Raw genomic sequence first — 21,788 nt, 5'->3', positions numbered from 1 at the left:
ATAATTTATTTAAAATACTTTATTTTTTAGGAGAATGAATATGAAAAAACAAATAATTTCTTTTTTAATATTACTTAAAAAAACGACTATATCATTAACACAGTTAGAAAACATATTTTCCGGTGATATTTCTTATGATATTATGGCAATTAATATAAAAGAGTTAATTGATGAGGGAATACTTGAGGAAATTAGCCCTAAACATAATAATGGTAAAAATAAACCACTTGCCTATAAATTTAGAATTAATAGATCTAAATTAAAAAAAGAATTAATTGAAGAAATACAAAGTATAAGATTGAAAATTCAACCTGAAATAGATTTAGAAGATTATTTTATATTAAGTGAAGATACTTGGAGAAAAGATTTGCCGTATATTTTAAAGGTTAATGAGTACTTGAAAGAAAATAAGCTCTTTGAGAAAGTAACCAATCAAGAACATTCTTATAATATTACTGGAGATGAAAAGTGGATTGATGAAAAGGGTGGTAGGAAGCTACTCGAGCGAATAAAACTTTGGGATAAACTTGAAATACTAAGCACAGGTGAGCCATTAATGCTTGCAGTGAACCCAGTCCAATTTTCAAAGGGCGAACATTTACATCTAATAGTTGAAAATAAGGCAACCTTTTATGCACTGCTTGATACTCTAAAAGAAACAGCTTTTACATCATTGATTTTTGGGTCAGGTTGGAAGGTTGTGTCAAATATTTCTATGCTAAGTAGGCAGTTAGGGTTAAAAGGAGAAAATAAATTATATTATTTTGGAGATCTGGACTATGAGGGTATAACCATATGGAATTCTTTAAACGAAAAGATCCATTCTAAATTAGCTGTGGGATTCTACACGGAACTTTTGAAAAAGAACTATAGCTTTGGAAAAGAAAATCAGCAAAAAAATCAAGGAGCTTTAACGCAGTTTCTTAAAGCTTTTACAGGGGAGGAGCAAGAGTATATTAAAAGACTTCTTGGTAATGGAGGTTATTATCCTCAAGAAGGTTTAAATAAATATGAACTTGACAATATATGGAGGAATAACATATGGGAGTAAACTTAAAAAGTATTACTGAAAATTATAGAGAAAGAATCCAAAGACTAGCTTTGTTTGATACTTTGTATAAGCTTGACAATAAAAAATCTAAAGATAATAGTGACAAGCTTATTGATTATTTCAGTTTGGGTTTATTAACTTTACTATTTTTCTTTGAAAATATGTTAGTGCGTAATAAGAAAACAGGTGTAAAAGAATTATCTATATTCTTAATTGAATTAAATCAAGGGGAAATTGATTTAGAGCCTGAAGGGTTTGAAAAAATAGCAAGAACAATTATAGGGGTATTTCGCCCGGCTACAGGTAAGCGGAATACTAAAAGTTTTTATAATTGGGAAACAAGAACCGAGGAAAGTGTGCAATATTCTATTTTGAAAGCGGATAAAGCAGATTTAACCACTAATACTCAATACTACACCTTGGATGATCAAGGCTTAGAATTGATTTTTGCTACAAAAGAATATTTTAATGAGTTTCAGCTATCAATTAATCAGTTAGTTCTTAGAAAACAATTAGAAAAGGGTGAATTTGTTGGAGCCCTTAGGCAAATTGATGAAATGAGTTTAGATGTTAAAAATCTGCAGGATCGTATGTTTAGAATAAAACATGAGATCCAAAGAAATATTGTATCTAATGAAACCTTTGAGAGGTACAAGAGCATTATTGAAGATATTAATATGAGGCTTTACAGGGAAGATGAAGAATTTGATGAACTTCAATCTTTTGTTAGAGAGACAAAAGAGAAAATCGGAAACGATATGTCAAATGAAAAGGATCGTAAAACTTATGAATTAATATTGCAAATTGATAGAGAACTTGATCATGTTCATTATGAACATAGATTGTTACTTAAAGAAAGTATAATTTTAAAAACCTCAGCTCTTCAAGCAGCGCAAGAATCTCTTTATTATGTAGGAATAGATTCTTTTAATTTTGATCAAGAGATTACTAGCAGAGTTTTTTCATCTCCGCTGCCTTTAGAATCGACCCGTATGCTTATTGAACCACTTTTATATTTAGAAAAGCAGCAAAGCTGGTCTCCCCTTACGGTATTTTCACAGCAGAGATTAGAAGCGCGAGATAAACTTGAAAAATCTAGTGAGTTTTTTAAGGCAACGGGTGAAGAAGATAGAAAAGTTGATTTGATGTTACTGAGGGGTAATTTTAAGAGGATAATGGAAGTTATATTAGTGGCAATGAAAGGGAAAAAAGAAATTACAATTGAGGCTGTGGTTGAGGACTTAAGAGTGAGAAAATTAGAAGAATTTCTATTACATCGAAACTTTTATGATTTTTGGGTTATACTGCATCAAAAGTCTCCTATTATTATTGATGATTCTGAAAAGTCGAGGGAAGATTTATTTGGAGAAGTTTTGACTTTACTTGAAAATAAAGGGAAGGTAATGAAGGTTGAGGAAATAGAAGGCATTTTAAAAATTACTGATAGGTATACCATAAGAAATATGAAATTAAGATTGGAGGATGGTTTTGATAACTTATAACAATGAACAAGTAATTCAGGCTTTTAAGCTGTATTCAATTTTAGCTATGAATACCTATGGAGATAAAGAGTCGTTAAGGCTTTATATGGCGGATGATCAGATAAGAGGGTTAGTAGATCAGTTTTCTAGAGAAGTGGACTGTACAATATTTACTTCTGGGGATTGTATATATATGATTCCAATTTCAAAGAACTCCATATTTCATGTTTCAAATGAATTTTTGAAGAATACATATCTTCCATCTAAGGCTGTTAATCTAGATCTTTACCTTATGTATGTTTCCATTATCGTTTTATTTGGAGAGTTTTATGATAGTTATCAGACAACTGAGCCCACCAGGGATTTTATAACAGTGGGTGACTGGCTTGATAGTTTAAATCATAGAATCTTGTCGCTTAAGGAACATGGTGATGAAAAGTTAAAAGCAATGGATAAAAATCTAGATTATAATTGGTCCACAATAGTTGAAAAGTGGGAGGACATGGACGATATTAAGGAAAAAGTAAAAGCTCAAGATGCTAGGACAAATAGTAGAAAAAGTTTTTTGAATACCGTAAAACAGTTTTTAATAGCTCAAGAACTAACCGTTGATATTGGAAATGAGGAGTTAGAGCTTACTGAAAAGGCTAAGACTATTATACAAAGGTATTACATGGAATATGATTATAATAGGGGAATACTCGATTTTATATATGAACTAGATCAGAGGAAAGGAGAGAGCTAGATGCCAGCAATTTCAAAAATAAGATTTACCAATGTAGTATATGAAAATGGTGATAAGAGATACAATGATGATATTTTTCAATTTGATGGTCAAAATGCAGCTATCCTTTTAGAAAACGGAGGGGGTAAAACTGTATTTGTACAGACAGCGCTCCAGGCTATAATCCCTCATATTGAGGTAGCCGATAGAAAAATAAAAAACACTTTGATGTTAGAAAACAGCGCCGCACATATAGCTATTGAATGGATACTCAATGAACATCCAAGGAGATATGCAGTAACAGCAGTTACTTTATTCATTAACAAAGGTAATGTGGATTCACATAAATATGTTTATGAGTATGATGAAGATGACGATAATTCTATAGATAAAATTCCATTTGTTAAAGAAACTAGTAATGGCAACAACCGGCCTGCAACTAAAGAAGAAATGGGAGAATACTATTACGATATGAACCAAAATCGCATGAATGCACATACCTTTAGTACAATAAAAAATTATCATGAATACATTGAGGATAATTTTAAAATAATTCCCTCAGAGTGGAGAAAAATAGCTTTGATAAATGGAGCAGAAGGTGATGTAGAAGCCTTTTTTGATGCTTGCCAAACTACCAATCAACTTATTGATAACTTATTGATACCAGTAGTTGAAGAAGCTCTTGCGGGTAATGGAACCAAAGAATTTATAGATACTTTTGAAAAACAGCGTGAACATTTTAAAAAACATAAACAGTTAAGGACAAGGATAGAGGAAAGTAAAAAAGTAGAGCAGCAGATAATGAAGTATGTTAATGTTTTTGATGTCTTTGAGCAGGCAAACAAAAAAATAGTTAATGCTAGAGAAGAAGCTAAAGCTATCTATAATTTTACCAAGAGAGAGTCTATAGTTAATGGAAGAGAAATAATTGAAAATCAAAATTCACTGATAAAACAAGAAACTGAGCTAGAACTTTGTAATCAAAAACAAGCTTCCTATAAATTAGCTGTTTTAGATAGACAGGTTGTTATAGCTGAAAAGGCTTTTAACGAGGCAAATAATGAATATGCACAAGCTGAAAATGTATTTGAAGAAAAAAATGGGAGGCTTAATAATCTAAAGGTTGCAAAACTCAAGAAGGATATTAAGGAGCGCAAAGAAAAAATAGAATATTTAACTGAGCAGATAGATCTACTTGATAAGGAAGAGGATATTATTGACCTTAAAGAAGAATTATTGCAAAACAGCAGTGAATTAAGAGGTTATTATCAGGAGCAAGAGCAGAAATTAATAAAGCAGCAAAATGTTATTAATAGCCAAATTGAAACTCATAAAGATGAGTTAAAAGCACGTGAAACCGAAAAAGAAGTTGTTAGAGAAGATGAAGAGAAACTTAAACATAATGAAACGAGAATAAAGACAGAAATAGATAATTCAGAAAAGAACATGAAAAAAATTACCAACGAAATCCTTGCGAATCCACTTCAGGAGAAGATAGAAGAAGAAAATGTAAAATGGAAAGGAAGATTAGAACAACTTGAGAAGAATATATTTGATTATGACCAAAAGTTAAAAAAATCATGGGCACAAAAGCAGGATTTAATAGGTGAAATAGATATATCTAGATGTCAACTTAATAAGTCTACAAAACAAGAAACAATCATGGATGGAGAAATAAACAGCATTCGTGAAAAACATGATATATTGCTAAACAGAATTAAAGTAATTAAAAATAATAGGAATTATTCAGATTCTCTTTATTCGAAACAGGAGAGTATTTTGCAGCAGTTAGAACTTAGAATAGAAAACCTAAGAAGTGATCGAGAAAAATTACTCCTAAAGGAACGATTAGCTCATAGATATTTAGATGAGTATAAGTATAGTGAGTACTATACTGGCGAGCCTCTAATTGAAAATTGGATTAAAAGCTGGGGTAATAGTTTTAAATACATAGAAAGTGGAACAAAATATATTCAAAGAGTAGCAAAAGGCATTGAAAAAACAGAAGCAGATTTATATAAAATCAATCCATATTGGTCCGTAACCATAATTGTGTTTGATACTGAAATAGAAAAATTAAGAGAGAGGGTTTACAAAAATAATAATGAAATTAGCACTCCAATTTTTATAATGACAGAAAAAGAAGCACTCGGCTCTATAAAAGGAGAGATCGTGGAGGATTCAAGGACGATTTTCCCATTATTATGGCAAGATAATATTTCTCAAAAGTTATTTGAAAGTTGGAAAAGTGAAATTGAATTTAAGGCTAATGAGGTAACAGAAACTCGCGATCTCAAAGAAAGAGAATATAGTATTTGGACCGATTTATTAAGGGACGTGAGAGAATTTTACGAAAATTATCCTTATGATGAATATGTGGAGTTACAAAAGAGGTTCAAGGAGATAAAGGAGAATAATTTTAATATTAGCAAGGAAATAAACGCAAAGGAAGAGGTTATTAAGCAAATTGATAAAGGAACTATTAAATATCAAAAAATGGAGACGGATGATAGAGAAGAAAAATATGTTTTAGAAAATAAGGTTATAAGGGCTCAGGATTATATAAGCAGCAGAGATGAAAGTCTTAAGTGGAGACTAGAAATAAATAAAGTTAAAGAATTCTTATTGTTATACAAAGAAAAAATCTCGAGGTGTGATATAAAAATAAATGACTCTACAAGAGTTTTAAATGAAATGTTAGAGGACCTTCGTGAAAACAAATATAATATTCGTCAACTAATAGCAGATGTTATCTTTCAAGAGGTTAAGTCTTCTGCGCCCCGATACACCACAGTAAGTAAGGTTATTCTAATTACAAGAAGGAAAGATTTAAAGGATGCAATAGACAAGAAACAAAAGGGCAGAGAAGTGTTAGAAAGCAAACTTAATGATGCACAATCAGGAATAAGTGGCCTAGAGTATGATTTAAATAACCTACGACTAGAAGTAGATTTTGAATTAAATGAAGAGCTTGAATTTCCATTATATGGAGGAGATGAAATTGATAAACTTATAGAAAGTATAGGTAATTTAAAAGAACCATTAAAAACATTAGAAAGGGCTTTAGTTAAAATCGAGAAAAATTATAATGACAAGAAAGCCGTTTATACTTTAAGAAAAGGAGATTTTTATAAGAAGTATAAGGAAATATTGATTTTCACGGTAACATTAGCAGAGGTTGAAATTCAGTTAAATAAAGAAAAATTAGAATTCGGGCAGCAAAAAGAATATCTTACAAATAGAAAAAATCAACTCTCTACTGTTATGGATGATATTACGCGTACCATAAATGAACTTAATATTCAAAATGGTAAATTTGCATATTTATCAGAAGAAATTAAAGAGATAACATTGACGGAGGATGTTAAAGCGAGTCTTCCATACCAGAGAAAAGAGTTCGTTTCCAAGATAAAAGATGAGTTGCAAAATTTAAATGAAGTTCTTGTGATTCAAAGTAGCAAAGTTGAAATGGAGCAGCAAGGGTTTATTAAATTTTGCGATAGTGAAATTAATGACATTAAACTTAAAGAAATGGCTGTAACAGGGATTCAACATAAAAAACTCTTTAGGGATATATTAGAATGGCAGCAAAGGATGAATGAGCGAATAGCGAGAACCATTGAAATCGCAGAAAATGATATTAGAGATCACGATAAGGAAGTACAGCAATTTATAAGCCATCTTCATTCATATCTACGTACCATGGCGGAGGAATTAAGGACTATTCCTAAAAAGACTAGGATAAAAGTACAAGATCAATGGAAGGATATATTTTTGATAAATGTACCTGAATGGGATGAAAAAGAGGGTAAGGAAGAGCTAAGTAATCATATTGATTGGATACTCAAACAATTAGAGAGCGATCAATATAAGGATGAAAATGGGGTTGAGGTTGAGGCGAGTGTAAGAAAGGCTATAGAGAAATGGATGAAGTCAAAACAACTACTTCAAAATATAATGAAACAAAATTCAATTAAAGTAAAATGCAGAAAGGTAACCAATGATGGAAATGTAAGTAGTTCACCTTTTACCTGGGAAGTATCAAACTCTTGGTCAGGTGGCGAGAAATGGAGTAAGAATATGACTTTATTTCTAGGAATACTGAATTACCTTGCAGAAAAAAGAAAAAATATAGTATCTACAGCTAAACGTTACCGTACAGTTATTGTAGATAATCCCTTTGGAAAAGCTTCCAGTGACCATGTACTAGACCCTGTATTTTTTATTGCTGAGCAGTTAGGTTTTCAAATAATTGCATTGACCGCTCACTCCGAGGGGAAATTTATAAGGACATACTTTCCTATAGTTTATAGTTGCAGATTAAAAGCAGCTGAAAATAGTAGTAATGTTCAAATTCTACTAAAAGAACGTGAAATACGAAAAGCGTTCTTTAGGGATAGTGACCCTCAGACATTGCAAAGGTTAGGTCAATTAAAGCAAATGGATATATTTGATTATAATCCTAGTTTAAATTTGGGTAATAGTGAAAAAGAGAGGTCTGGGAATAAATAGAAATAAAATGCAAGTAAGTTTATATAAAGAATTTACAGAAAAGGTATAGCAAAAATTGCTATACCTTTTCTGTAAGAAGCTGTTCTACAGCTGGAATGTCAGCTGGAGCCCATTTTAGAGAAAGTAAATTATTTCTATGTAACCATATTAATTTTGAATGCTCGCTTATGGTAGGAGTACCAGTTACTAAGCGGCACTTAACAGTAATTAAATTTACTATAAACTTATCATATTCGTGAGTATTATCATTAAAACTATCAATAAATTCAACATCGCAAGCAAGTTCTTCTTTTATCTCTCTTTCAATAGCCTCTTTTAAAGTTTCGCTACCTTCTATTTTACCACCAGGAAATTCCCACATGTTTGGAATAGCCATTAGTGGAGAACGAAGAGCACATAGGATTTCATTATTTTCATTTTCAATAATAGCCCCTACGACTTTAATTAATTTTTTCATATAAAACACCTCTAAATAAGTTTAGCATAAAAGGGGTGAATGATAAAGTTATGGGGTTTTAATTATCAGTTTTTCGGCTATACCCATAATTTCATTATCAAGTTCGTATAAATCGTCTATTGATTCAAAATCATAAGAGATTTTACCAGCGTCATTATTATAAGGTAAACTTATTCCTCTTTTATTTGTACATACTTTACATACCCATTTTTCTGGATTATTTTCTAAAATCACAGTAAAATACATATCGCTATGAATAAAAGTTACATTTTCAGGGCTAATAATTTTTCTTAGTATTGATTTCACTATATAAAAAGATTCTATTTCAATTTGCGTCATTGTCATTGGATTTTCTATATTTTCAACATCTAAATTATTATCATATTTAACGCTGTGTTTATTATGAGCTATTAAATTTTTTAAGGATGTCTTTGTGTATTCTCTAAAAATATCAACTAAGGTCTTAGTCTTTCTGCCAATATGCATTTCACCCAGTATGTAATTTACAAAAGCATCACTTGGTTTCTTGCTTTCAGAAATAATTAATTGCTTGATTTTATTTAAATAGCGTAATTCTGAAGCGGATTCATGTATTTCATCCACATTAAAATTACTCTTGGTGTATTTGCTAATCTCAATAATATCATTATTAGTTAGATCCAATATGTTAAATTCAAAAAAACTTTCTGTATCCATAATATTTTTCTCATCTAAATCTGTATAAAATATAAAACTAAAACCATTTGTTAGCATTCCATACCTTGCCTTGCTCACAGCAAAATACCTAAATAATTGAGAGATATGCCTTTTTAAGTTTTTATCTGGGCAGTTTTTAACCTCAATAAGAAAAACAGGACTTAATTCGTTCATAATCACATAATCAATTTTTTCACCTTTTTTTATACCTACATCTGTAGTATATTCTGGGATGAATTCTTCAGGATTAAAAATATCATACCCTAATAGGTGAAAAAAAGGTAAGATTATTGATGTTTTAACTGCTTCTTCTGTTTGTATTTTATCTTTTATTTGCATTATTCTATTTGAAAATAGTTTTATTTCTTCTGTAAAATCCATAAATGCACTTCCTCCTAATTGTTATTCTGTAATGGGATTATTCTACATATTAATTAATAATCCTCTTTTTTGACGGCATCATAAAGTTTAGGTTTAATTATACATGGCTTTAAAGTTTATTATAAAAAATAAACTAATTGTTGCCATAGTAAGTGTAGGATAAAAAAAATAATAATTGATATTTACACCAGTGGGTAATAGGTAAGAAGGGAATCCCCTCTTAGAGCTAGAATACTCCATACAATAACAATTAAACTGGAGGTATAAGCCACATGTTAAAAGAAGGAATCTACGAACAGATTATATATGAAGATCTTAAAAATCAATTAATAAAATTGGATTCAGATAAATATCTTTTCCAAAAGGAACCCATTGATGTAGAAGAGGCTAGGACCCAATTATCCGGCTACATTTCCTCTGTGGTAAAGAAATGCCTAAGGTTTATTAGAGAAAATAATAAACAAAACGATAAGGAAGCGTTACTTTCACAGATAAAGGCTTGCAATGAGCTCATTAAAGGTTTAAGTAGCTGGCAGAGGATAAGAATATTGAGGGATTAAAAATTGACGAGGAGGGAGAAATTCTTACAGCATTATATTCAAAGATAAACAACATAAGAGGAGTCAAAGGGGGTAAAGCAATTAGACAAGTAACTCCACTTTCCCAAAGCTCACTTTTCACTGGTACTACCCAGGAGCCTAACATGATGGGGGAGATAAAGAAGGAGATATTGAGCAGTGATTCTGTGGACATGCTTGTTTCTTTTATTAAATGGAGTGGACTTAGATGTATCTTTGATGAGCTTAAGGAATTTACTGATAATGATGACCATAAACTTAGGATAATTACAACCTCGTATATGGGGGCAACAGATTACAAAGCTATAGAAGACTGAGTAAATTGAAAAATACAGAAATTATGGTCTCATATGATACGGATAGAACAAGGCTTCATGCAAAGGCTTACCTTTTTCAAAGAGAGACAGGGTTTACTACAGCCTATATTGGGTCCTCAAACCTATCAAATGCAGCACTAACCTCAGGTCTTGAATGGAATATCAAAGTATCAGAAAAGGATTCCTTTGATACTATAAAGAAATTTCAAGCTACCTTTGAAGGCTACTGGAATGATGATGAGTTTACATCTTTTAATGGTCAGAGCGAAGAGGATAAAAGAAGGCTTAAAAGTGCGTTGAATAAAGAAGGAAAAACTGATAATAATGTAAATTTCATGTTTGATATAAAACCTTATTATTATCAAAAGGAAATTTTGGAGAATTTGAAGGCTGAGAGAGTGTTATTTAATAGATACAAAAAGCTCATTGTTCTTTTAGGGCTATTTTAAAGGACAACAATTTTGGGGATTTATTTGTAGGTTGTAATGTTCCAGATTCATTAGATTATCTGTTCATGAGCATGCAAAGTTTTAACTCAACTAAACTTTATGAAAAAACCACACCGGATTTTTACGACTTCATAATAGTGGATGAATTTCATCATGCAGAAGCACCCTCTTATCGAAAACTACTGGACTATTATCAGCCTAAAATATTACTGGGATTAACTGCTACCCCTGAAAGAATGGATGGTAAAAATGTACTTGAGCACTTTGATGATAGAATAGCTGCAGAAATTAGATTATCAGAAGCTATAGACAGAAAGCTTTTAAGTCCATTTCAGTATTTTGCAGTTTCTGATTCCATTGACCTTACTAAACTTAAATGGGCAAGGGGAGGCTATGATAAACAAGAATTAGAAAATATTTATACCAATAATGATATTAGGGTAAATGGGGTAGTAACCAGCATTAACAAATATGTTACGGATATAGAGGAAGTTATAGGACTTGGTTTCTGCGTAAGTGTTCCGCATGCTATTTATATGGCTGATAAATTTAATGCAAGTGGCATACCTTCAATGGCTGTGACATGTGAAAGCAGTCCAGCAGATAGAAACAGTGCTAAAAGAAAATTGGTAAGTGGAGAGGTTAAGTTTCTATTCACTGTTGACTTATATAATGAAGGTATAGATATACCTGAAATAAATACTGTGCTATTCTTAAGACCCACAGAGAGTTTAACAGTATTTCTTCAGCAGCTAGGAAGAGGGCTTAGACTTAGCGAAGATAAAGAATGCTTAACAGTTTTGGATTTTGTAGGTCAAGCTCATAGGAGTTATGATTTTGAACAAAAATTTAAAGCTTTAATGGGAAGGGCAAAGCATTCAGTAGAAAACAGCATAATTAATGGTTTTTTAAATCTACCAAAGGGTTGTTACATACACTTAGAAAAGCAGGCTAAGGAATATATACTAAGAAACATAAAGGATGCAAGGGTCACAAAAGCAAATTTGATAAGTAAGTTAAAATACTTTGAAAGTGATACAACTAAAAAGCTTACCCTAAGTAATTTTTTAGAACATTATAATTATACATTGAATGATGTGTATGGCAAAAGTGGAGATAGAAGCTATAGCAGAATGAAGGTCGAGGCAGGAATAATGCAGGACTTTAAGAATAAAGATGAAGAGGTAATGACAAAGCGATTAAAAAATTTGTTTCATATTAATTCAAGAAAGCTTATTGAGTTTACAACAAATATATTAACCACGGGTAAGATAATGCAAGGCTCTGAGTTTAATAAAGAAGAGAAACTAATGCTTGGAATGATATACTATAGTTTTTATTTAGGTGCACCACAAAAGCTTGGGTTTAATTCCTTTGAGAAAGCTTTGGCTACTCTTTATGAAAATAATAAGGAAATGATTGAAGAGGCATTTGAGATATTGCAGTATAACTATTTGCACATTGATTTTGTTGATAAAAATGTGGATTTAGGATACATATGTCCTTTAGATTTATATTGCTCATATTCTACAGACCAAATCATGGCAGCGCTAGGATACTTTGATGAAAGTATAAAGCCAGCCTTTAGAGAAGGAGTAAAGCATTTTAAAGAAAAGAAGTTGGACGCCTTTTTCATTACATTAAATAAAACGGAGAAAGATTATTCACCTTCTACTCTATATGAGGATTATGCTATCAATGAAAGGCTATTTCATTGGCAAAGTCAGAGTCGGACTACAGCGGAAAGTGATATGGGCCAGAGGTACATTAACCATTTAAACACTGGTAATAAGATAATTCTGTTTGTACGTGAAAATAAGAAGAAAGATGGATTAGTTGCCGCATATACTTATCTTGGAGAGGGGGAGTATGTACGTCATAGCGGAACCAGTCCTATAAGTTTTGTATGGAGACTTAAGGAAGAGATACCTGCGGGACTTATGAGGGCGGCTAATAAGGGTATTGTTTAGTGAATATTTAAAATACAATTACAGGATATTAATAAAAATATAGGAGTGAATAAATGTTTAATAAGAAGAATGATAAGAAGGAAAATAAAAGATTTGAAACTATATATGAGCAGGGTAATATGGCATCACGTTGTAAAATACTTGTTGATACAGAAACTGGAATAAACTATTTAATTAACATTGATGGTTATGCTGGAGGGATTACTGTATTGTTAGATAAAGATGGAAAGCCTGTGGTATCATCAATAATAATTGAGTAGAAAAATAGATGTTTGGCCATAATTATAAATGAATTTATAATTATGGAGGAGTTTATATTGGATACTTTTGGAGAGCGATTTAAAAGTGTAAGGTTATCTAAAAATTTGACTCAAAAGCGATTAGTAGATGAGTTCAATGGTCAATATGGCTACGCATTTACAAAAACCACTATTAGCCAATACGAAAATAACAAGAGGATACCTGAGATGAATGCTATTAGAAATTTTGTAGAATACTTTAATATTTCATTAGATTATTTATTGTGTAATGATATACATGTTATTAAGGAATTGGATCAGAGAGATTATATGCATAGGGATTCTCAATTTATTGAGTTAGAAAAAATAGCAACTTTAATAAAAAGTTTAGCTGCAGAAAAAAAAATACTTCACAATAATAAAGTGTTAAATGAAGAACAAAGAAAAATAATATCAAATGGTATTGATATTATTTGTGGTCTAGTAAAAAGAGAAACAGAGTGTGTGATAAAATAGTACACATTTAAATTGTGGACAAGTATACTATTTATCATAATATTGTGGATGGAATAGTTTGAATATTAGATTTTAGTGTCTATAAGATTTTCTAAATGGATTTTTAAATTTTCATAATTCCCAAAATGATCATTGATCCAGTGATAGCTAGGTAGGTTATTTTTAATGCGAAGCTCATTAATATCAGGCCAGCGATTGTATAAGGTTTTAAATTTTATTATTGAGTCAAGCCTTAATTTGACGTTGGCGGTCATAGATAAACCCTTTAATTTTAAATAATCTAGTCCAAGAGAGTTAACACAACCTTGAATTCCACCCCAATATTTTAAATAAACCTTTTGAGTATAAGTGGTATTTGGGGGACCCAGCTCTCTGTATAGTGGTAATCGTCCAAGTTTATTAATAAGATTTAATAAATCTTCTCTGGCTACCTTTTCATTAAAAGGCAAATTAGCTAAAGTATTTATATCTAATCCAGCTGCAATTAATGCATTATTAAATGTTCCAAACAATAAAGTTATAGTTGTTGAAGAGGGGTAGTCCGGATTATTAAGAAAGTCTCTGGTATAGGGGGTTCTACCATTTTTAGTGTGAAACTCTTTTAACTTTTTAATCACATAGTCTTTTTTATGATCCATGTATAAATCATTTAAGTTTTTATATACTAAATAAAGATTTTTTATATCATAACATAAATCATGGTAACCTAGTGCTGATAATCTCACAATTATTTCATCAGCAAAAACATACTTTAGATTTGGCAAGTTTAAACCAGGTTTGTTATTTTTATTTAAGCACCAATATTCTACTGATGCACCTTTGTCTGTAGCTTTTTTATATTGTTTTTCCTTGTGTTTACAGGCATAGTTGGATGTGGCCGCATCTATTACTTTATGCTTAAGAGGAACATAAATATCTGGTTTAAAATCTAAACCGAATCCACAATATTGAAATAGGCAGTCTCCCTCTAGAATTGAGGCTGATTTTTCAACAAGATACTGCCATGCAGGCCAAAAGTCTCTATAATCTAAAGGAGTAACACCGGCGAGTTTTAAGATATCATTCCAACTAGATACATTAGTATCAGATTTATAATAAATAAAGTGCCGATAGTATGTTTTAAAATGCGGATATTTATCAGTATTTTCGAAATCACAGGTTGTGGGCGCTCGTTTAAATTCATTAAAGAAATTTCTTATTATTTGTAATAATTCATCATCACTTATAGTTGAATATTGTTTGGTTTTATAAGGGAGCATCACTCGACCTTCTTTAGAAGCCTTTCTTTCTTTATATCTCCTACCAAGATATTTATTACATTCCTTGCAGTATTTTTGGTGCCCATCTTTAGAAGATTTATTTAAATTAAATTCTGCTAGTTCCTTAACTTTTTTACAGTGTCTGCATTGTTTATATTCCATAATTACTCCAATCTTGTTTTTATTAATGCTTCAAGATTAGTATTTGTAATTAATGATTTAGTATACATTGATATAGTACTAAAGAATAAAAGTTTACTTTTGCGTTTACTAGGTTTAATAGTAAACCTAGTAATATTAAATACTGGAATGTAAAGAGGTGATCTAAACGCTGATCCGGGATATTTTAAATACATTTCTTATTGGGCTTAAAATTCAGCTTGCTGGTAACTTGCTGGTAACTTGCTGGAGTGAAATGTTGATTATAGTTTTTATGTAGCGACAGAGATTATCCGCTTAATCTAGTACCTCCTTAGGGTGTATGAACCTTAGTAAATTCGCTTCGTTCATAAAACTCCCAAGGGATGTAAACACTCAAAAACAGCACCTAAATTTATGGAAGGTGATGTTTTTAGAAGGAGGATTCCATTGATCCCTCAAGCTGGTGAACAAGCTGAGCATAGCACCAAAAAAATATTGGAGTTTTGTAAAACAACTAGAACTAGAAGTGAAATTCAAGATATTCAAAAGAGGCAGGAATACCTGCCTCTTTTATGGTTCCGGCTACAAAATGCTATTTTGCGTAGACAAGATAAGCTACCAAATGGAAACCCAAAATGGCATCGAAGATAGAACAGCTGATGCGTATTCAGTGATTATTCCTCTGACCATGCAAGCTGGTGAAAAAACTACAGCTTTGCTTTAAGAGTGTTTATATATTCTAACTTTTCATAAACTTTCTTTTCAAGACCCTCTTGGGTGGGCTTATAATACTGTCGGTGTTTCAAATTATCAGGTAGACACTGCATGTTAGTAAGTTTTTCATCTGTGCTATGAGCGTACTTGTAGTCCTTTCCATAGCCAAGGGAATCCATAAGTTTTGTAGGGGCATTTCTTAACTGAAGAGGTACACCCTCGGCAATGGTATTTAAGGCATCTTCTTTTGCACTTTCATAAGCAGCATAAAGAGCATTGGATTTTGGCGCCATTGCAAGGTAAACTACAGCTTGGGTAAGATTTACTGTGCATTCTGGCATTCCAATATAGTGAGAAGCTTCATAGGCTGAGACTGTAATTTGAAGAGCAGTAGGGTCTGCAAGTCCAACATCTTCAGAAGCAAATCGAATTAATCTTCTCGCAACATACAAGGGATCTTCCCCACTCTCTAACATGCGGGCAAGCCAGTAAACAGAGGCACTTGGGTCACTGTTTCTCATAGATTTATGGAGAGCTGAGATTATATTGTAGTGTTCGTCTCCTTTTTTATCATAAAGGAGAGTTTTTTTGTTCAGACATTCTTCGATTATTTTCTTAGTTAAAGTTAGTTTACCTGACTCCATAGGCGTACTACTAATTGCCAATTCCAACAGATTGAGCGCTGTTCTAGCATCTCCATTTGAAAAAACCGCTATAATTTCAAGGAGAGAACTGTCAACTAATATTGGTAGACCTCCATACCCTCTTTGGTCCAATAGTGCATTTTTTAAAACTTTGATTATGTCATTAATGTCTAAAGGGTTCAAAACAAATACTCTAGAGCGTGATAATAAGGCCGAGTTAACCTCGAAGGAGGGATTTTCAGTGGTGGCACCAATGAGAACTATATTACCTTTTTCTACATGTGGAAGAAAAGCATCTTGTTGAGACTTATTAAAGCGATGAATCTCATCAATAAACAAAATAGTTCGGATACCTTGTTGTCGATTTTCTTTTGCTTTTGTCATGACTTCTTTAATTTCTTTTATACCTGAAGTAGCCGCACTAAAGGTTATGAAATTAGCACAGGTAATTTCTGCAATAATCATAGCAAGAGTAGTTTTTCCAACTCCAGGGGGACCCCATAAAATCATGGAAGAAACATTATCAGATTGTATAATATTTCTCAAAACCTTGCCATTTCCTATAATATGCTCCTGACCCACATATTCCTGAAGAGTTCTAGGACGGACTCTATCAGCCAGTGGAGCCTTATGTAACATCTTATCAAATATTGAATTTTGCACATAATCCATTTTAACACCTTCACCTTTTATTAGTAAAATACAAGCACATATGCTAAGTTATTTTCCATTATAACTCTATATTAACTTAATTAGCAAGTGGGAAAATGGCATCAACTATTCTATACCTATTTTTAAACAAAGACTCTAGAAAGACTGAGCAAAAGGGTGTTACTAAGTTGAAAATTTATATGGAAGGTCTATAAAAGAATATTTTATAATTCTTAAGCAAAATACTAGGTTAGAAAATAGGTAGGAACCACAGTCGCTAGCTTCTTTGGAAAATTCCCCGGTGGACGTAAACAAATTGTTAAATCCAAAAATATTCATATCTACTATTTTTCTAGCAAAATAGTTATAATTTGAAGTAGATCTAGCGGATTTTTACTACTTTAGGACATACAAAATAAAAGGATGTGCTGGTGGTGAAAATTACTTTTGCAATTGAGGAAAATAGTAAAGGTCAGAAGGATATTAATTACTATTATTGTAAAATAAGTTCAAATGTGCTATAATTAATTGTCTATTATATTAGAATGCAATTAGTTTTTAGCACAGAACAAAACGTAATTGTTTTAATTATTTTATGATTTGAAGGCAACTTTTAAAAAATGGTTGGCTTTTTTTGTTTTTAAAAAATAGTGTTTTCAAAAAACTAGTTCAATATTTGTAATTGCTTTGAAGATATCTCATATAAAAAGGGGTTGTAGAAGATGATTAAATTAGATACTGTATTCAATGAATTTCATAAACTTGAAACTGAAAGGTTTATACTAAGAGAGGTAGTAGAAAGTGATTATACAGCAATATATGATATATATTGTAATGAAGATGCAGTAAAATATCAACAGATAAAAGCTATGTCAACTATTGAAGCGGCAAAGAAATCAGTAGAGTTTTTTATTGATGGCTTTAAGAATAAAAAGTTTATTAGATGGTGTATTACACTTAAAGAAAATGATGACGTTATAGGATTAATAACACTTCATGATTTTGATACTTGGAATTCTAAAGTAGAGATAGGATACATGCTTAATAAAAAATATTGGGGACAGAACATAATGAGTGAAGTTTCGAAAAAAATAATACAATATGCGTTTGAGGTTCTGGAACTTAATAGAATAGAGGCATTGGTAGACCCTGAAAATATCATATCAATTAAATTAAACATAAAACTTGGATTTGTAAAAGAGGGTTTAAAAAAGGGAGCAGCTTATAATAGAAGAACAGAGAAATATGAAGATCGCTTAATGTTTGGGATCGTAAATAATTTGGTGCAGTTGTAGCAGATATGATTTTGCATATGTGAGTTATATAAAATAAAAATCCACCACAAACCAAATACACTTTCTGTATTCTTTTTTTGTAGAAAATGGAATATATTTAATGAGATATTTACTATTTGTTAAAAGCTGTTAAATAAATAAAAGAGGGGGAATAGAATTGAGCAAAGCATTCACGATAATGCTTATGAGCATAATTAGTATACTAGGATATGCCGTTATAATCTATTTAGTTTACTTGCTAATTAAGGCATTAAGAATATACATAAAGAAAAATTCGTAATATTCTTTATAACTCTGTTTTGCCTATCCTCACTACATTATAAATTAGAGCACTTGATATTTATATTGATAATAAGACAAATAATGAATTGTTGGTTGATATTTTTTTATTTGATGAATTAAAAGGGAGGCAACTATTTTGAAATTAAGGCACCCGCGTAAGTATATTTTATATATGGTTTTTATTTGTTGCATTGCTTTGCTATCTATTAATTTTACTAATAATGGTGTTAATAGAATTGAAGATAAGACTAGCAGAATAATTATTAAAACGATTGAAAAGGAATATGGTCCAGATAGTAAAGACCATAATGAAAATGGAGGGATTAGAACATCAACACCAGTAACAAATGGAAACACCGAATTACATCGGAAATGGAACAGCTGATGGGTAATCAGTATAGATATAGCTGGGCAGAAAAATTGTGAAAAGAATAGAAAAAAATAGCAAACACAGTCGCTAGCTCTTTCGGAAAATTGCCCAGGGACGAAAACAAATTGTTAACAAGTTGTAGAAATAGACTAATGCTAAAATAGCTCACATTTAATTTGTGGACAAGTGTGCTATTTATCATAATATTGTGGATAAAATGCTTTGATTAATAAACTCTCTAATTTTAAATAACCAAGTCCAAGGGAATTGACACAACCTTTAATTCCACCCCAATATTTATAATAAATTTTTTGAGTATAAGTGGTTTTAGGTGGATATAGCTCACCTTACAGGGATTATGATAATCGCTGTTGTTAATTTGGCAGGCTGTATTTCATTTTGGGTTGATTTTTCCTGCTATGTTTTATTTTTTGTCATTTCCTTTTCATACCCCTCATATAAAATATTCATCATTTCGTTTAATTCCTCTTTAGAAATTTTTAACGTCTTTGCTGTTTGAATTAAGTCCTGCATTTTTTGTTCAACAATACGCCGTTTAGAGTCACGAAGCAGCTCTAAATTACCAGCAGAAATAAAAGTGCCAATGCCCACCTGACTTGTAATAAAGCCCTCTTGATCTAATTCATTATAGACACGACGAATAGTAAGAGCACTTACGTTCAAATCATTGGCAAAATTTCTGATAGATGGAAGCGGATCACCCTCGGACATCTCACCTTTAAAAGGGAACTCCATTTAATAGGTGTAACTCTATATCAAGCAATTCTAAACGCGGAAGCGCAAACATAAAGTAATATCTATTTATAATAGTGTAGAATAAAACGTAATTTTCTGATAAAATATAGATAAGTAAGAATGAATAAAACAATGAATAACAGTCAATAGATGACAATTTCATAATGTCGCCAAAGTATGATTTTGTATTTAAGTATATATTTGGAAATGAAAAGCATAAAGACCTACTAATCGCACTTTTAAGTGATGTTTTAGGTGTTCCAGAAGAAGAATTTGAGGGAATAGAAATAATAAATAGTGAACTACTAAAGGATTTCAAGGAAGACAAAAAAGGGATACTTGATGTACGAGTGAAAACAAAGGTAGGAAAGCAAATAGATGTTGAGATACAAATACTACCCACAGATTATATGGCAGAACGCACCATTTTTTATTGGAGCAAGATGTATACAAGTCAGATAAAGCCAGGTGATACTTATGACATGTTAAAGAAATGTGTAACCATAAATATAGTAGATTTCAAGTGTACACCGCTAAAGAGGCTATATTCTAGTTATCACTTAACAGAAGATAAAACAGGTTTTAGATTAACGGATATAATAGAGGTACATTTCCTGGAGATACCGAAATTATTTGATAAAGATATTGAGAGAGATGAAAATGATCCAATAGTTCAGTGGATGGAATTCTTTGATGCAAAATCGAAGGGAGAGATGGAGATGCTGGCAGAAAAGAATAAGGATATAAAGAAAGCCTATGACTTATTGCAAATAATAAGTAAGGATGAAAAGGCTAGAATATTATATGAAGCTAGACAGGCAGAAATTAGCGATCAGCTCACTAGGATAAAATCAGCGGAGGAAAAAGGAATAGAAAAAGGAATAGAAAAAGGAATACAAAAGGGAGCAACTGAGAAAGCGATAAAGGTAGCAGAAAAAATGATAATAAAAGGGCTTTCTATGGATGATATAGCTGAAATAACTGAGCTTACACTAGAAAGATTAATTGAAATAAAGCATAATATGGTGAATTAGAACCATAGGGAGAATAATTAAAGGAAAATATCCACCGCCTGGGTAAGATGAATTTATCCAGGCGTTTTTTTATATTAAATTATTTGGAGGTGGTATTGTAGGAATTGTTACCATATAGTGATGAGAGTAAATTTTCTCAGCATAAATATTATAAAAGTATTGAAAGAATGCAATGTGTAAATAGTATCAAAGCCGATATTATTATGCAACAAAAGGTATTTCAACAACAAGGAGAACATTATGCATGAAACAGAGGTAAAAGGTATTTTATCAGCTCAAAATGGAATAAATATATATCGTGGCTGTACTCATGGCTGCATTTATTGCGATTCAAGAAGCAAATGCTATCAGATGCATCATGACTTTGAAGATATAGAGGTAAAGCTTAATGCAACAAAAATTTTAGAGGATGGACTCCGAAGAAAAAGAAAGAAATGTATGATAGGCACTGGGGCAATGAGTGATCCATACATTCACTTGGAAGAGAAATTAGGGAATACCAGAAAGTGTATTGAACTTATTCATTCCTATGGATTTGGACTTGCCATACAGACCAAGTCTGCAAGAATTTTAAGGGATCTGGATTTACTTAAAAAAATTAATGAGAACACAAAGTGTGTTGTTCAGATGACACTTACGACTTTTGATGAAGCTTTATGTAAAATAATAGAACCCAATGTCAGCACTACAAGAGAACGGTTTGAGGTGTTAAAGATAATGCGTGATAACGGAATTCCCACGGTAGTTTGGCTCAGTCCTATTTTGCCATTTATCAATGATACAGAGGAAAATATCCGGGGAATTCTGGATTATTGTATAGAAGCGAAGGTACATGGCATTATTTGTTTTGGCATGGGATTAACATTAAGAGAAGGAAACAGGGAATATTTCTATAAAATGCTGGATGAGCATTTTCCAGGAATGAAGGCTCGATATATAGAAAGATATAACTATGCATATCAGTTGCCAAGTCCTAGTAACGACAGGTTGATGAATATTTTTAAAACAACCTGTAAATCCCATGGTATATTGTGTGATATTGATGAATGCTTCAATTATCTTCATAAATTTGAGGAAAGAAATGAGCATGAGCAGTTAATGCTACCTGGACTAGATTAGCTAACTAATTGCATTATTTTGTTTTGGTTCACTATTAATTTGAGAATGTTTATAGATTTGTGTAAATAATTTTAGACAAGTATATTTCAACTGAAATTAGTATGGGAATTCACTCCTGTACTAATTTTTTATTTTTATGGTAATACTAATAC

At 31.5% G+C, this 21,788-nt stretch carries 17 protein-coding genes and 1 pseudogene; 13 read left to right on the top strand and 5 right to left on the bottom strand.

The features are described 5' to 3' along the window. Window positions 1-40 precede the first annotated feature (40 nt). From KPL50_RS20970 to KPL50_RS20955, 4 genes are read left to right on the top strand one after another with little or no spacing between them, the layout of a single operon-like run. A complete protein-coding gene (locus tag KPL50_RS20970) occupies window positions 41-1,051 on the top strand; it encodes a Wadjet anti-phage system protein JetD domain-containing protein (RefSeq protein ID WP_216300484.1) in 1,011 nt (336 codons plus the stop codon). Next, window positions 1,042-2,553, top strand: coding sequence for a replicative DNA helicase (locus KPL50_RS20965; RefSeq protein WP_216300483.1), 1,512 nt, complete (start codon window positions 1,042-1,044; stop codon window positions 2,551-2,553). Before KPL50_RS20970 ends, KPL50_RS20965 begins: the two co-directional genes overlap by 10 nt. Beyond that, the gene (locus tag KPL50_RS20960) at window positions 2,540-3,277 is read left to right on the top strand and encodes a DUF6063 family protein (RefSeq protein ID WP_216300482.1); all 738 of its coding nucleotides are present in this window, start codon (window positions 2,540-2,542) and stop codon (window positions 3,275-3,277) included. Before KPL50_RS20965 ends, KPL50_RS20960 begins: the two co-directional genes overlap by 14 nt. After that, window positions 3,278-7,768, top strand: a complete 4,491-nt coding sequence (locus tag KPL50_RS20955; RefSeq protein WP_216300481.1) for a hypothetical protein — start codon at window positions 3,278-3,280, stop codon at window positions 7,766-7,768. A gap of 58 nt (window positions 7,769-7,826) precedes the next feature. On the opposite strand, the gene KPL50_RS20950 is transcribed toward KPL50_RS20955, so the two are convergent. Next, window positions 7,827-8,225 (bottom strand): (deoxy)nucleoside triphosphate pyrophosphohydrolase, encoded by a 399-nt coding sequence (locus KPL50_RS20950; RefSeq protein ID WP_216300480.1) that lies wholly within the window; start codon window positions 8,223-8,225, stop codon window positions 7,827-7,829. A gap of 48 nt (window positions 8,226-8,273) precedes the next feature. After that, window positions 8,274-9,302, bottom strand: a complete 1,029-nt coding sequence (locus tag KPL50_RS20945) for a type I restriction endonuclease (RefSeq protein ID WP_216300479.1) — start codon at window positions 9,300-9,302, stop codon at window positions 8,274-8,276. A gap of 272 nt (window positions 9,303-9,574) precedes the next feature. On the opposite strand from KPL50_RS20945, the pseudogene KPL50_RS20940 reads away from it, so the two are divergent. The 3 genes and pseudogenes from KPL50_RS20940 (at window position 9,575) to KPL50_RS20930 (ending at window position 13,371) form a co-directional block, all read left to right on the top strand. Further along, window positions 9,575-12,616: pseudogene (locus tag KPL50_RS20940) on the top strand (DUF3427 domain-containing protein). Between the two features lie 53 nt (window positions 12,617-12,669). After that, window positions 12,670-12,876 carry a DUF6440 family protein gene (locus tag KPL50_RS20935; protein WP_216300478.1) on the top strand — a complete coding sequence of 69 codons (207 nt, stop codon included), beginning with the start codon at window positions 12,670-12,672 and terminating at the stop codon, window positions 12,874-12,876. A 57-nt stretch (window positions 12,877-12,933) separates the two neighbouring features. Further along, entirely contained in the window at window positions 12,934-13,371 is a 438-nt protein-coding gene (locus KPL50_RS20930) for a helix-turn-helix domain-containing protein (protein WP_216300477.1), read from the top strand. A gap of 65 nt (window positions 13,372-13,436) precedes the next feature. Here the strand turns inward: KPL50_RS20930 and KPL50_RS20925 are convergent, their stop codons facing one another. Beyond that, a complete protein-coding gene (locus KPL50_RS20925; RefSeq protein WP_216300476.1) occupies window positions 13,437-14,792 on the bottom strand; it encodes a homing endonuclease associated repeat-containing protein in 1,356 nt (451 codons plus the stop codon). Window positions 14,793-15,234: 442 nt separating this feature from the next. Here KPL50_RS20925 and KPL50_RS20920 point away from each other — a divergent pair, with 442 nt between their 5' ends. Beyond that, window positions 15,235-15,495 carry a hypothetical protein gene (locus tag KPL50_RS20920; RefSeq protein ID WP_216300475.1) on the top strand — a complete coding sequence of 87 codons (261 nt, stop codon included), beginning with the start codon at window positions 15,235-15,237 and terminating at the stop codon, window positions 15,493-15,495. Here the strand turns inward: KPL50_RS20920 and KPL50_RS20915 are convergent. Next, entirely contained in the window at window positions 15,479-16,801 is a 1,323-nt protein-coding gene (locus tag KPL50_RS20915; protein WP_216300474.1) for a replication-associated recombination protein A, read from the bottom strand. The two genes, KPL50_RS20920 and KPL50_RS20915, sit on opposite strands and share 17 nt — an antisense overlap. Window positions 16,802-17,502: 701 nt before the next feature. Between KPL50_RS20915 and KPL50_RS20910 the strand changes: the two genes are divergently transcribed. After that, on the top strand, window positions 17,503-18,075 hold the full coding sequence (locus tag KPL50_RS20910) for a GNAT family N-acetyltransferase (protein WP_216300473.1): 573 nt from the start codon (window positions 17,503-17,505) through the stop codon (window positions 18,073-18,075). A gap of 418 nt (window positions 18,076-18,493) precedes the next feature. Next, window positions 18,494-18,742 carry a hypothetical protein gene (locus KPL50_RS20905; protein ID WP_216300472.1) on the top strand — a complete coding sequence of 83 codons (249 nt, stop codon included), beginning with the start codon at window positions 18,494-18,496 and terminating at the stop codon, window positions 18,740-18,742. A gap of 402 nt (window positions 18,743-19,144) precedes the next feature. Here KPL50_RS20905 and KPL50_RS20900 read toward each other — a convergent pair whose 3' ends face one another. Further along, window positions 19,145-19,459, bottom strand: coding sequence for a GntR family transcriptional regulator (locus KPL50_RS20900; RefSeq protein ID WP_375372951.1), 315 nt, complete (start codon window positions 19,457-19,459; stop codon window positions 19,145-19,147). A gap of 188 nt (window positions 19,460-19,647) precedes the next feature. Here KPL50_RS20900 and KPL50_RS20895 point away from each other — a divergent pair, with 188 nt between their 5' ends. The 3 genes from KPL50_RS20895 (at window position 19,648) to KPL50_RS20885 (ending at window position 21,636) form a co-directional block, all read left to right on the top strand. After that, window positions 19,648-20,517, top strand: a complete 870-nt coding sequence (locus KPL50_RS20895; RefSeq protein WP_216300470.1) for an Rpn family recombination-promoting nuclease/putative transposase — start codon at window positions 19,648-19,650, stop codon at window positions 20,515-20,517. A 104-nt stretch (window positions 20,518-20,621) separates the two neighbouring features. Next, window positions 20,622-20,765, top strand: coding sequence for a hypothetical protein (locus tag KPL50_RS20890; protein ID WP_216300469.1), 144 nt, complete (start codon window positions 20,622-20,624; stop codon window positions 20,763-20,765). After that, window positions 20,758-21,636, top strand: coding sequence for a radical SAM protein (locus KPL50_RS20885; protein WP_216300468.1), 879 nt, complete (start codon window positions 20,758-20,760; stop codon window positions 21,634-21,636). Before KPL50_RS20890 ends, KPL50_RS20885 begins: the two co-directional genes overlap by 8 nt. Window positions 21,637-21,788: the final 152 nt, after the last annotated feature.

Origin of the sequence: Clostridium sp. CF012 (assembly GCF_018861755.1) — a bacterium.
In the GTDB taxonomy this organism is placed as follows: Bacteria; Bacillota; Clostridia; order Clostridiales; family Clostridiaceae; genus Clostridium_AD.
This window is presented reverse-complemented; position numbering and strand designations above follow the sequence as displayed.